A 13,232-nucleotide genomic window follows, 5' to 3' on the forward strand; every position below is an offset into this window, starting at 1 on the left:
TTTAGTTCTTAGAGAAAATACTTATTATATTTCTTATAGCAATAGCTTTAGTATATTGTCAATTTTTACAAAAATGACATAGTGATAAATAAACTGAATTGACTCCTCAATAATACTGCCTGATATAACCATAAGCCTTGTCAAAAAGATCCTTATCTTGGTGCAACTTATATTTAAACAAAGTCTTTCGTAAAGCCTGTTTTACTTCCCTCTCACCTGCGCTGGTTTTCTGCCATCCTGGGAAGCGTACTAATCTGACTATTTCATCAATATCATTAACAATTCGTTCCACCATTTTTGGTGTTTGCTCATTGCGAACTTCTAAAAATAGTTCGGTTAAAGCTGCTTTACCTCTATCTTCTTCTACCTCTGCTGGAGTATCTTTTTCTGTTTGTAGCAAATCACGAGCTAAATCAAGTAAATCTTTCAGGAAGGCTACACTGTGAATTTGTCCTTGTTCATGGCGTTCTTTCAGGGCTTCTAGGCGTTCTGATAAGGCTCGGAAACGGGGATTATTAATGTGTTGGCGTAGTCTTGTAGCAACTTTGATTTCTATTTCCTTGGCTTTCTTTCTGGGGTCTGAAGAATTTAAAACTACTTCTAATAATTCCGCATCTAAAATAATTTCTTCTAAATCATCACGTACTGCTTCTACTCGTACATTTTCATGGATTAACTCAATGGTTTTTGCTCCAAGAGCGTGCCATAAAAGTTTACCCATGCCTGTTGTTGGTTGAACAGAAATATAAACTTGAGATAGCCATTTATAATCTGTTTGGTAATTAATGAGGATGGGATCTGGTGATATAGCTTCCCATAATTTAGTTAGGTTGTTGTAATCAGCAGCAAAGTTATCACGTACATTATTATTAGGCAAACAATCCTGAGCAGCAATTAATCCTTCATATCCACTCAGGTTTCTATCTACTCCTGGGAAATAAGCCAAACATTTTTGTACTGCTCCGGGAAGTTCATTTTTTAAAATATTAATTCCAGAAACAACTTGTTGAAAACCTTGTTCATCAAAGTCTAATGCTTGGGCTACATCATCAAATACACCCAGATAATCTACTACTAAACCATGAGTTTTTGTGTTACCATAATTTCGATTAGTGCGACAAATAGCTTGGAGTAAGGTATGAGTTTTTAAAGGTTTATCCAAATACATCGCTTGGAGAATAGGCGCGTCAAATCCTGTAAGTAATTTGGCAGTGACGATGAGAATTTTTAGAGGATCTTTGGCATCACGATATCTATCTAATAATTTTTCTTCTTGATCACGAGTGCGGTAATAGGGTTTCAATCTCTCATCTTTCCCTGTGGCAGAAATAACTATTTCACTGGCTTCTGGGGGTAAGTGTTTATCTAATTCTGCTTTATACAATAAACAGCATTCTTGATCGTAGGTAACAACCATACCTTTAAAGCCATTGGGAGCTACTTTCTGTTGGTAATGTTGGGCTATGTCGGCACAAATATTAGTAATCCTGTCTGGAACTTTCACCAGTACAGCCATTTTAGAAACTGCTTTGGTGAGAGTTTCTCGATCTAATTCTGATAGTTCACCTGTTAATTCTGAGTATGCTTGGTCTATGGCATCTTTGTCTATATGCAGTTCTACTAAACGGGGTTCAAAATGCAGAGGTAGTGTAGCCCCATCACGGATAGATTCTTCAAAACCATAGCGACTCATATAGCCACGTTCGTCTTCTTCTGCACCAAACGCATAGAAGGTGTTTCTATCTCTTTGGTTGATGGGTGTACCTGTAAAACCAAATAGGAAAGCCTGTGGTAATGCTGCTCGCATTTTCATCCCTAAATCGCCTTCTTGGGTGCGATGGGCTTCATCTACTAGGACAATAATATTTTCACGGGAGTTAAGAACTCCTTTTGCTTCCCCAAATCTAAAAATAGTAGTAATAATAATTTTGCGGGTGTCTTGTTTGAGGAGTTTTTCTAACTCATCACAGGTTTCCGCTTTGACTAAGTTGGGAATATCAGAAGCGTGAAAAGTCGAGCTAATTTGAGCATCTAAATCAAGGCGATCTACTACGATGATGACAGTAGGGTTTCGTAGTTGCGATCGCATCCGCATTTTTTGAGCAGCGAATACCATTAACAGGGATTTACCTGAGCCTTGGAAATGCCAAATTAAGCCTTTTTTGGGTCTACCTGCCACTACACGCTCAACTATCTTGTTTACAGCTTCGTATTGTTGATAGCGACAAATGATTTTGATCCGGCGTTTTTTCTTATCAGTGGCAAATAAGGTGAAATAATTCAGGATATCTAAAATAACTGCGGGACTATGTAGGGAAGCGATCGCATCTTTGAGGGCTGCTAAACTGGTAAGAGGTGTATTGTCATCTGTTCGCCAAGGTCCCCACAGGTCTACCGGCATACGGATTGAACCATAGCGTAATTCTTTGCCTTCTGTAGCTACACTGAAGACGTTACAAGCAAACAATTCTGGGACGTTTTTTTCATAGTCGTCATGTACTTGTAATGCCCCATCTACCCAAGTTACTGCTTGTCTGACGGGGGTTTTAGCTTCAATAACAACGAGTGGAAAACCATTAACTAACAGCACTAAATCGGCTCGACGTTCTTCTGTACCAGCGCGGTAGGTGTATTGGGTGGTGAGGATGTATTGATTATTTTCTAGGTTGTCAAAGTCTATGAGGCGGACTGTGGTATGTTCGTGGTTGATACCAAAGGGCATAGTGCGATCGCCCCGTAACCAGATGGTAAACTCTTCGTTAGCCCGGATGAGTCCATCACTGCGGACTGATAGCACTATTGCCCGTAAGCGGTAGAGGACTTCTTCTGCTAGGTTAGGGTTGGCGGTGATTTCTGGGTTGAGGCGAATTAAAGCATCGCGGACAAAGCTTTCAACGAAGACTTCTTGAGGTTGACGGGGGATGTGTTCTGAGGGGAGGTAGTTCCAACCAACACCGTTAATTTTTCTGTTTGTGCGTGATAAGCCAGGTTGAGGTGGTGCGGTTTGGCTGATTTTACCGCAGAGGATATCACGGACCAAGGCTTCGACGGTGTTAGCTTCGTTGAACATACTATTATTCTTTCTCCAAAAATAATTTTTGCAGAGCAGACCGATATAAAGCTTTGTTTTGCTCATATCGCAAGGTCAATTTGTTAATTGTTTGAGATATTAAGTCATACTCAGTGATAAAAGACCTTTGCTCTTCTATTGGTGGTAATGGAAATTTAAGATCCTTAAATGAGCCAACATTAAAATGTTGCTGTGCCGTACCAGCTATTCCTTTGGCAATTTGTTTTCGTCCAAAAGGAGAATTTATAACAGCAGCAAGGTATGTTGGCAAGAGACAAGATTTTGGTCTTGCAATAATCAGATCAATACAGTTAAGTAAACCTAACCCTTCTGGAATAACAGCAGCATCACCTGGCCTACCAGTTCTTACAATTACAACATCACCAGAAATAAGTTGTGATTTCTCATGTATGGAGTGACCTTCAAGACTTATATAAACTAAATCATTAAAATTCATTTTGTGTGGCTGTACATTAATCGAGCGTAATGCAGGTACACCATTTGGAGGATCAACATACCACTTAGCAGGCTTAACAACAATGCCGACAGTCAAGTGTTCTAACACTTCAGTTGCCCGTGCTATTGGGGACATTTTAGATATTTTTTCTAGTCGATTTTTTAACCAAGCATTTTCTAGCGTATATCCTGTAATAACTGTATTGTCATAGGCTTGAAGGTTTTCTCTTAAAGAAACTGCCACTTTTAAAAGCTTTTCTTGATCCTTCAATGGCGGCAAAGCAAATTCTTCTTTAGCAAGCGTTTTCCAATTAATAGTAGGTGATAATGAACCAACCGAAATTGCTTTTGCACGTTCCATAAAAACGTCACTTTGCATAAAGAACGGCAAAAATTCTGGAAGAATGACTTCTGGTTTAGCACGAAGCACTAAAGCATGAGCAGAACAAATACCATCAAAATCAGCTACCGCAACTTTACGCTGATAAACACGACGACGACCAAAAATAATATCTCCTTTACGGAAACATAATTTAGTCGCTTCAACATCAGATGGAGAACCCCAACGTCGAATTTTTAAGGAATCAGAGTCAAGGTGTTCTAAACCAACATAATATTCAGTTTCAGCTTTACTTGGATCATTAATGCGGTCATTAACGTTAGTTGCTATCTGATCAAATCGCCAAATTTGCCACCCTGGTTTTAATGTATCGGCTTGTATCATCTTGTACTTAATATACCCTTAGAAATTTTAAATTAACTCTACTTTTGATTAACATTATTTTTTTGTAACCGCGGCAAACCTGCCTGATATTGAGCCTCATGACGAAGCCAAAAATCTGCTGTAAATCCTATCACCTGTTCTAGTTTGATCGCTATTTCTTCATTAATAGAAACTTCACCCTTGATCAGCAAATTTACAAATTCACTGCTATAACCAACAGCTTCTATTAATTGTTCTACTGTTAAATTACGTTCTTCTAATATGTCAGCAATAGTATCACCCGGAGGAGAAACCCAATCTGGAGTAAAAGGTCGGTTTGTTTTAGTCATAGTCATCTTGAATTAAAATAATATAAATCGGCATCTCTATTAATTAACTTCTAAGAGGATGTCTGAAAAGTATCAAAATTGATCGAGATCCCCCCAACCCCCCTTTTTAAGGGGGGCAATAAACTCTTAAAGTCCCCCTTTTTAAGGGGGGCAATAAACTCTTAAAGTCCCCCTTTTTAAGGGGGGCAATAAACTCTTAAAGTCCCCCTTTTTAAGGGGGATTTAGGGGGATCTACCAGTGTTTGATTTATCACTAACAACTTCTCAGACATCCTCTAACGAATCCAGCATATCAACTAAAGCATCCATTTCTAGCCAAAAAGCTCTACTGCCTTGTTCCCAATCTTCCCAAACTTCACGCAAGGTTTTTACATCCTCAGTTTGGTGATCTGCTGTTTTTCGACGCACATACAACGGAATAGATAAACTATAATCCTGGGTAGCAATTTCCTCTACACTGGCAATCTTAGCAAAACCAGGATCATCAATATAACTTTGGTAAGTGTTGAGAATACGTAACTGATGTTCTGGTTTGAGAAAACTTTGCCCCTGGACACGTGCTACTTCATGGACAGCATCAATAAATAAAATCCGTCCTTGCCTTTCTGGAGGCTTACAGGTACGGCAAATAATAATACAAGCTTCCATTGGGGAATTGTAAAACAGATTTGCACCCAAACCCAGCACACATTCCACCAAATCAGACTTGACTAAATTCTCTCGCATTTGGGCTTCTTCCTTACGGAACAGTACCCCATGCGGAAAAAGAATCGCACAGCGTCCCGTTTTTGGATCTAGACTTTTGAGAATGTGCTGAAAAAAGGCATAATCTGCCCTTCCTTGAGGGGGTGTTCCCAAAAAATTACGCTGCCATTGGTCAGTTTGAAAAGCTTCCCGCTTCCACTGTTTAATAGAATAGGGGGGATTAGCCAAAACTACATCAAAAGTCTGTAGTTGATCATCTTCAATGAAAGCAGGATTTTCCAATGTATCCCCGCGCATGATTTGGTAATCATCTACTCCATGTAAAACCAAATTCATCCGAGCAATAGCAGAAGTTATATGATTGCGTTCCTGTCCATAAAGCTTGAGAGTGCGATGTTCTCCACCTGTACGCTTGACTTCAGTTAATGCGGAAATTAACATTCCACCAGTGCCGCAGGTAGGATCATAAATGCGATCATCTGCTTTCGGTGCAAGCATCTGCACCATTAAATAAACAACGGTACGATTTGTATAAAACTCCTGTGCTGTATGTCCACTGTCATCAGCAAACTGTTTAATCAGATATTCATAAGCATTCCCTAGTTCATCTTCAGGAACATTAGCTAGAGAAAGCACCACAGTGGAAAAATGCTCTAGTAAGTTCTTAATAACAGAATCAGGTAAACGTTCTTTATTTGTCCAAGGGGCATCACCGAAAATACCATTTAAACGTCCAGGGTTAGCTGTTTCAATAGCTCGCATGGCATTGAGTAAAGCTTTGCCTACATCCTTAGCAACAGTGCGGACATCTTTCCAGTGAGATCCATCAGGAATTATAAAGCGATCATTAGCAGTTTCACGGGCATAATTAATATCATCTGTATCAGCCAGGGCTTTAGCAAATTCCTCGTCCCAAACATCAGATAGCCGTTTGTAAAACAACAAGGGAAAGACATATAGGAATAATATTTGAGTTCTGAAATTATTTGCGTAGGCAGCCAAGATGCAAAAGGCATGAGGTAAAAGGATTCTAGACGATTCAGGTGTACCGAGTGTTTTTCAAAAATCAAATATGAGTCCTATATTGTTTATAGTCACCTGCATCAACTAATCCCCTGAGAATAATGGCTGCACCCCACAGATAACTTTCTAAAGCCTGTTGTGTGATTTGTTCACTCACTCTAACCATCCCCCTTCTAACATTACCTGATGCAAATTTTCCTCAGCTTCTCGGCATTCTACCAAAGCTGCTTTAAAAGATGCGATCGCTTCTTCTAAAGGAGGAATATCTGCACCGATAGGTGGCAGGACATAACGCGATATATTCAGTGTCCATCCCTCTTTTTCTATCTCTTCCAGGTAAACCACCCTCGCTTTATCTTCCACATTCGTAAATTCTTGATACCAACGCAGAATCTCAGCAGTGTGTTCCGATTCTAAAAAGTTTTGAGCGCGTCCTTTGCGAAATAAAGTTGAAGCATCAATAATTAACACCTTACCTGCTTTTTCCTGAGTTTTACGCTGACGCAGTACCAATACACAAGCAGCTAAACCAGTACCATAAAACAAGTTTGGTGCTAGTCCAATTACAGCTTCAATCATGTCCATTTCTAGCAGGGTTTGTCTAATTTTTCCTTCCACCCCACCCCGAAATAAAGCACCTTGAGGTAACACCACTGCCATCCGTCCATGAGGTTTAGCCATAGACTTGATCATGTGTTGTACCCAAGCAAAATCACCACTACTATCCGTAGGTAAACCCGCAAAAGCACGTCCCCAAGGATCTGTTTCCCAAACTTCCCTTCCCCATTTTTCTAAGGAGAAAGGAGGATTAGCAATTACCACATCAAACTCAGCTAAACTATGGGTATCTGGATTAGTAAAGAAAGGGGTACGGAGAGTATCACCACGTTCAATCACAAAATCTTCAACTTCGTGTAAAAATAAATTCATCCGCGCAGTGGAAGCAGTGGTTAAATTCTTTTCTTGTCCATATAACTTGCCAAAAAATGTCCTTGCATCTCCTCCTTTATTACGGACATGAGCCACAGCAGCAAGTAACATTCCTCCTGTACCACAAGCTGGATCATAAACTGTTTCCCCTTCTTGGGGATCTAGCATATCTACCATTAGCTGTACTACACTCCTGGGAGTGTAAAATTCTCCAGCTTTATTCTTGGTAGTATCAGCAAATTTTTTAATCAGGTACTCATACGCATCACCCATGACATCACTGTGAACACGCTTATTACCGAGATTGAAAGCAGAGAAATGTTCGATCAGGTCTTTTAGCAGTTCATCAGACAGCTTCTCTTTGTTTGTCCACTGAGCATCACCAAATACACCGTATAAATGTTTCGGGTTTGCAGTTTCAATATTCCGCAGGGCAGTTTGTAAAACAGTTCCTACACTGCTAGAAGCCTCACGTACATCTTGCCAATGACTATCTTGAGGAATTTGGAAGCGATGCTCGTCAGGGAAATCTTCACCATATTCTTCAATCATGGCTTGCTTTTCTTCATCCCAAACATCACAAATGCGTTTGAAGAACAGCAATGGTAAAATATAACTTTTCCAATCCGTCCTATCCACGGGACTTCCACGCAAAATATTCGCTGCTTCCCATAAATGAGATGACAACTCAGACAAAGTGATGGAAGTTTCAAACAGCGTTCCCTGGATCATAATAGTTTTCCCAAATTAGCCAAAATTACCCAAAATTACCCCAAAAAACTTAGGACGAGTATTAAACCCGTCCCTTTGTTTATAAATATGAGGCTTGAGTTGCCTGTTTTCAGGTTGTTTTTTCAAAGGCGACACCCGGATTTGAACCGGGGGTGAAGGTTTTGCAGACCCTTGCCTTACCACTTGGCTATGTCGCCGGACTCACAATTACTAATATTACCACTATTTTCGCTCAATTGCATCATCTGGTTGAAGAAATTTTTTTTGGACAGGCCAGATACCTGTCCTACGGTGATTCAAGAATCAGAACTTATTTTGACTTCATCGGCAAAGTTGCCCCAGCGGACAAAGTAAAATGGCCCAGCGACAGAACCCCAAACGTGTTCATCTGTTTCGGGATTGCGTCCTCTGTCGCGGCTGATGAATTTTTCACCGTCAATTTCAAAATCACTATCCAAATAGGTTGTTTGCCCGTTGCGGACGACCATGCAACCCTTTCCTGGCTCAACTGTGCCTTTGAAGTGATTACCAGCCCACTCTACGATCATGTTACAACCAGAGAGCTTTTCCAAGCGATCGCTCGTTAAAGTTTGCAAACGTGCTAAATCACGGGAAGCACCAAAAAAGTCTTTTTCTTCTTTGACAGTATAGTTTTCAATATGGATTTTATCTCCTGCTGTCATCAACTTTAACACCCGTAACCGATAGGGGTCATTGAGCATATAGTCATAAGCTTGTTCTACAAACAAACTCACCCCTGATAGCAGTGAGTAAGGTAGGGGACGCATACATACACGAATATGGGCAAAAAAAGCCGGATTTTCAAACACTTGGGCTTGATTGCTAAAATCAGCCGCCATCCAACGGGCTAAAGTGGCAATATCTGTAGAATGAGTCATATCAATTTTAAATTTTGGATTTTGGAACACAGGCTCAAAACCGCCTGTTATACATTGGCTAATTTTAAACCTTGGCGTGTCACGTCGCTTGACTCCAAATTCAAAATCTTAAATCTAAAAATCTCAATATGGAATTAACCAAAACGCCCAGCTACATAATCACGGGTACGGTTATCTAGGGGGTTACGAAAAATTTGACCTGTAGTTCCAAATTCTACCATCTGGCCAATGCGACTTTCATCAGTGCTAAAGAAAGCTGTGAAATCAGATACACGGGTTGCTTGTTGCATATTATGAGTGACGATTGCAATTGTTAACTCAGAACGCAACTTGTGAATTAGTTCCTCAACTTTCATTGTCGCAATCGGATCTAGGGCTGAACAAGGTTCATCCATTAGTAAAACTTTCGGTTTTACAGCTAAAGCGCGGGCTATACAAAGACGCTGTTGTTGTCCACCAGAAAGCCCTAAAGCAGATTGATCTAATTTATCTTTTACCTCATTCCAAAGCGCCGCACCTTTAAGGGCAGATTCGACAATTTCATCTAATTCTACTTTCGGACACCTACCTGCTATTCTCACACCATAAGCGACATTTTCGTAAATGCTGATCGGAAAAGGATTTGGTTTTTGGAACACCATGCCAATTTCTCGACGCAGGCGATTTATATTGATGCGAGGATCATAAATATTTTGCCCAAAAAACTCTATACTTCCCTCAACTTTTACTTTTCCTTCTAATTCACTAATCCGATTGAGTGTTTTAATAAAAGTAGATTTACCGCAACCACTAGGTCCAATAATTGCAGTTACTTTATTCTGACATATATCTAGTGATATCCCTTCAATAGCTTTAGAATTTCCGTAGTAAAAACTGAGGTTTTTAACTTTGATAGCTGGAACTAGGTTACTCATACTTGATATGTAAATACTTGGTCTAAAAAACTAATTTTTTACTTTAACCTGCTTTTGCTACTCAATAAGCGAGAAACAAGGCTAAAAAACAAAGATAAACTCAGTAAGATTATAGAGGTAGTCCAAACTAATTGGTTAATTTCTGGGTCTGGGCTGTTGTAGAGGTTAAAAATTAATACTGGTAAGGAAGCAGTGGGACTCAATAACCCATCTGACCAATTTTGACTAAATAAAGCGGTAAAAATTAGTGGTGCTGTTTCCCCCGCAGCGCGAGCAATTGCTAAGGAAATACCTGTAGTAATACCCGGTATAGCCGCAGTCAAAACAATCCGAAAAGTAGTTTGAAACCGAGTTCCCCCTAAAGCAGCAGAAGCAAGACGTTGTTGAATGGAAATCAGTTTTAAGGCTTCTTCTGTTGTCAAGACAATCACTGGAAGCATGATCACAGATAAAGCAAAGCCTCCCGCCAAGGAACTAAATTGTTTAGTAGCTAGAACAACTACTCCATAAGCAAACATTCCGACAACAATTGAGGGAACACCTGTGAGGATAGAGTTAATAAAACGAACAAGATTAGTAATTTGGTTAGTGCGTCCAAATTCTGCTAAAAAGATGCCTGTCATTATCCCCACAGGAATGCTCAACATTGCACCAATACCCACCATGAGTATAGTACCGAGGATGGCATTAGCAAACCCATTTTCAATCAATGGCTGGAAAAACATCTCTGCTTTTAAACCAGACAGTCCCCGTTTCATAATTTCCCATAAAATTGATAATAAAGGAAAGAATGCTAATACACTCAACCCAAAAGAAACTACATTCATTACGTAAGTAAACAAACGTCGTTGGGTTGGTAGAGGACGGAGTAATGTTTCTACTAGAGATTCATCTATTTCAGAATTAAGAGATTCGCTCATATCAATTTGGGATTTTGGATTTTCAACAATGAACAGTACTAGTATTTATTTATTATCTATTTTTCCTGCCCACCCATTGCACTAATAAGACAGCGCCAATATTAACCAATAGAGTTAAGGCAAACAAAATTAAGCCTAAATAACTTAATGCCCCAATATGCAATCCTGGTTCAGCTTCAGCAAATTCATTAGCTAAAACGGCGGGAATTGTATAAGCTGGATCAAGTAAAGATATGCTGATTTGAGGAGAATTCCCAATCACCATTGTTACTGCCATTGTTTCACCGAGTGCGCGTCCTAAAGCCAGCATGGCTGCACTCACCATACCCGAAAATCCTGCTGGTAGTAAAACACGAAAAATTGTCTCCCAGCGGGTGCTACCTAAAGCCATAGATGCGCTACGTAATTCTTTAGGAATGACCATCAATACATCACGAGAAATGGCTGCCATTGTCGGTAAAATCATGATGGAAAGGATTATTCCCGCAGTCAACATATTGTTTCCCGCTGGATCTTGGGTATTAAATAGAGGTATAAATTTTAAAAGGATGCTTAACCACTTTTGTAGAGGTTCTAAAATGGGAATAAACACAAAAATTCCCCACAAGCCAATAATGACGCTGGGGATAGCCGCAATTAATTCTACTACAAAAGCAATAATATTTTTGACTACATCTGGTAAAAAGTCTTCACTTGTTACCAAGGCTACTGATATACCGATAGGAACAGTTAAGCAAATAGCGATCGCACTGCTGACTAAAGTTCCATATATATAAGGTAATGCACCAAATATTTGATTACCTGTATCCCAATCTTGATCCCACAAAAAACCGAATCCAAATTTAGCAATAGCTGGTTGCGCTTCTTTGAAAATTACCCAAGTCATCACAAATAGTATTGCTACGGTAATAGTAGCAAAAAGATAAACTAAAAATGTAAATCCTTGGTCAAATCGAAAACCAGCGCCGTTAGTAGCTGTTAAATCGATATTTTCACTACTTAAATTCTGTGAATTATGATCGCTTGGTTCAAATAAGTTAGTCATGTTCTCTAAAAAAAATCATCCCATTTTCATGACAGTAGAGTGAGAATTACCCACTCTACTAAAACGAATTCAGCAGAAATATTACAAATTACTTAACGGTACTATTCACTGTCTGTAGCACACGGTTGACAACATCACCAGGAATTTTGGTGTAATTGAGGTCATCATTGAATTGTTGACCATCTTTGAGTACCCAATTAATCCATTTTTTAACAGCTTCAGCTTTAGCGGGAGTAGGATATTGCTTATAAACCATCATCCAAGTCAAACCAACTATAGGATAACCTTGTCCTGGATCTCCAACAAAAACGCGATAGTTATTTGGAAAAGTCACAGTAGATAAAGCAGCGTTAGCAGATTGTAAAGAAGGAGCTACAAATTCTCCTTTTTTATTTTGTATTTCTGCTGATTTTAAGTTGTTTTTAGTAGCATAGTCATATTCAACATAACCAATAGAGCCAGGAGTGCGAGCTACTAAGGCAGCTACACCAGGATTACCTTTACCTTTGAGAACGTTTGGTAGCGTCCATTTGGGAGCAGTATTAGCGCCAATTCTGCCCTTGAAATAACCACTAATAGAACTTAAATGGTTGGTGAAAATAAAAGTTGTACCACTACCATCAGCACGAACCGCAAATTTAATTGGTTGATTTGGTAAATTTACACCTGGGTTATCGGCTTTAATTTTTGCATCGTTCCAGTTGGTGATTTGTCCAGAAAAAATTTCTGGGAGGGTTTTGCGAGACAATCTGAGTTTGTTAACTCCTGGTAGATTGTAAACAACGGAAACAGCACCACCTGCTGTGGGTACTAAGATGACACCATTTTTAACTTTGGCCATTTCATCATCTTTCATGGCCGCATCACTAGCACCAAAATCAACGGTTCCCGCAATGGTTTGACGAATTCCACCACCACTCCCAATTGATTGGTAGTTAACTTTCAATTCGGGATGTTTCTTTTTAACTTCACGAGCATAACGTTCGTAAAGAGGAGCCGGAAAAGTCGCTCCTGCACCGTTGAGAGTTTGAGCTTGAGCAGTTGCTGTCAAAACAGGACTAAGTGCAACCGCACCTGTTAGTACTGAAAAAGTAACTGCACGGTTGAAAATGGTGGTCAAAAAAGTCATACTACCTCTGATTTAAGGAATATTTTCCTGATGGAATCACAGCCTTAAACAAAGTTCATACTTTATAGTTAATATTGATTTAATAAAAGTTAAAGAAAACATTAAACTATGTTTAAATTATTCCTTAAGGAGTAGTGATTTTATTCACCAATTTGTATAAGTCCGAGTCTGAATTTTTATAAACCAATATACGTAATACAGTATAAATAAACCCAGTAGGGTTATACCACGAGAATACCTGCTAGGAATGTAGTGTATATTTTAGCCATGTTTGAGCGGGTAAGCGTTTGTTCGTCATAAATAATGCCTGTTTCTACTTGAAATAAGTATATATAGAATATAAAGGGTTAAAAACA

Annotated in this window: 10 protein-coding genes and 1 tRNA gene; all 11 read right to left on the bottom strand. The window is 39.3% G+C overall.

The window, feature by feature from the left end:
• Positions 1-106: 106 nt before the first annotated feature.
• The 11 genes from H6G59_RS10060 to pstS all read right to left on the bottom strand — a co-directional run bounded on the left by H6G59_RS10060 (position 107) and on the right by pstS (position 12,876).
• Positions 107-3,070 carry a type I restriction endonuclease subunit R gene (locus H6G59_RS10060; RefSeq protein ID WP_190713974.1) on the bottom strand — a complete coding sequence of 988 codons (2,964 nt, stop codon included), beginning with the start codon at positions 3,068-3,070 and terminating at the stop codon, positions 107-109.
• A gap of 4 nt (positions 3,071-3,074) precedes the next feature.
• Entirely contained in the window at positions 3,075-4,250 is a 1,176-nt protein-coding gene (locus tag H6G59_RS10065; RefSeq protein WP_190713976.1) for a restriction endonuclease subunit S, read from the bottom strand.
• A gap of 38 nt (positions 4,251-4,288) precedes the next feature.
• The gene (locus tag H6G59_RS10070) at positions 4,289-4,579 is read right to left on the bottom strand and encodes a helix-turn-helix transcriptional regulator (protein WP_190713978.1); all 291 of its coding nucleotides are present in this window, start codon (positions 4,577-4,579) and stop codon (positions 4,289-4,291) included.
• Positions 4,580-4,843: 264 nt separating this feature from the next.
• Positions 4,844-6,229 (bottom strand): class I SAM-dependent DNA methyltransferase, encoded by a 1,386-nt coding sequence (locus H6G59_RS10075; RefSeq protein ID WP_242038842.1) that lies wholly within the window; start codon positions 6,227-6,229, stop codon positions 4,844-4,846.
• A gap of 231 nt (positions 6,230-6,460) precedes the next feature.
• Positions 6,461-7,969 (bottom strand): type I restriction-modification system subunit M, encoded by a 1,509-nt coding sequence (locus H6G59_RS10080; RefSeq protein ID WP_190713980.1) that lies wholly within the window; start codon positions 7,967-7,969, stop codon positions 6,461-6,463.
• Positions 7,970-8,095: 126 nt separating this feature from the next.
• A tRNA-Cys gene (locus tag H6G59_RS10085) sits at positions 8,096-8,166 on the bottom strand.
• A gap of 99 nt (positions 8,167-8,265) precedes the next feature.
• On the bottom strand, positions 8,266-8,868 hold the full coding sequence (locus tag H6G59_RS10090) for a chromophore lyase CpcT/CpeT (protein ID WP_190713982.1): 603 nt from the start codon (positions 8,866-8,868) through the stop codon (positions 8,266-8,268).
• 134 nt (positions 8,869-9,002) lie between these two features.
• Positions 9,003-9,782: a phosphate ABC transporter ATP-binding protein PstB gene (gene pstB, locus H6G59_RS10095; protein WP_190713984.1), complete on the bottom strand. Its 780-nt coding sequence runs from the start codon at positions 9,780-9,782 to the stop codon at positions 9,003-9,005.
• 38 nt (positions 9,783-9,820) lie between these two features.
• Positions 9,821-10,702: a phosphate ABC transporter permease PstA gene (gene pstA / locus H6G59_RS10100; RefSeq protein WP_190713986.1), complete on the bottom strand. Its 882-nt coding sequence runs from the start codon at positions 10,700-10,702 to the stop codon at positions 9,821-9,823.
• A 52-nt stretch (positions 10,703-10,754) separates the two neighbouring features.
• Positions 10,755-11,747: a phosphate ABC transporter permease subunit PstC gene (gene pstC, locus H6G59_RS10105; protein ID WP_190713988.1), complete on the bottom strand. Its 993-nt coding sequence runs from the start codon at positions 11,745-11,747 to the stop codon at positions 10,755-10,757.
• Positions 11,748-11,835: 88 nt separating this feature from the next.
• Positions 11,836-12,876, bottom strand: a complete 1,041-nt coding sequence (pstS, locus tag H6G59_RS10110) for a phosphate ABC transporter substrate-binding protein PstS (RefSeq protein ID WP_190713990.1) — start codon at positions 12,874-12,876, stop codon at positions 11,836-11,838.
• Between the last annotated feature and the right edge of the window lie 356 nt (positions 12,877-13,232).

Source organism: Anabaena lutea FACHB-196 (genome assembly GCF_014698305.1).
Classification (GTDB): domain Bacteria; phylum Cyanobacteriota; class Cyanobacteriia; order Cyanobacteriales; family Nostocaceae; genus Anabaena; species Anabaena lutea.

Coding starts and splice junctions, on each gene's coding strand:
- H6G59_RS10060 (WP_190713974.1), bottom strand. CDS start 3,070: ATGTTCAACGAAGCTAACACCGTCGAAGCCTTGGTCCGTGATATCCTC.
- H6G59_RS10065 (WP_190713976.1), bottom strand. CDS start 4,250: ATGATACAAGCCGATACATTAAAACCAGGGTGGCAAATTTGGCGATTT.
- H6G59_RS10070 (WP_190713978.1), bottom strand. CDS start 4,579: ATGACTAAAACAAACCGACCTTTTACTCCAGATTGGGTTTCTCCTCCG.
- H6G59_RS10080 (WP_190713980.1), bottom strand. CDS start 7,969: ATGATCCAGGGAACGCTGTTTGAAACTTCCATCACTTTGTCTGAGTTG.
- H6G59_RS10090 (WP_190713982.1), bottom strand. CDS start 8,868: ATGACTCATTCTACAGATATTGCCACTTTAGCCCGTTGGATGGCGGCT.
- pstB (WP_190713984.1), bottom strand. CDS start 9,782: ATGAGTAACCTAGTTCCAGCTATCAAAGTTAAAAACCTCAGTTTTTAC.
- pstA (WP_190713986.1), bottom strand. CDS start 10,702: ATGAGCGAATCTCTTAATTCTGAAATAGATGAATCTCTAGTAGAAACA.
- pstC (WP_190713988.1), bottom strand. CDS start 11,747: ATGACTAACTTATTTGAACCAAGCGATCATAATTCACAGAATTTAAGT.
- pstS (WP_190713990.1), bottom strand. CDS start 12,876: ATGACTTTTTTGACCACCATTTTCAACCGTGCAGTTACTTTTTCAGTA.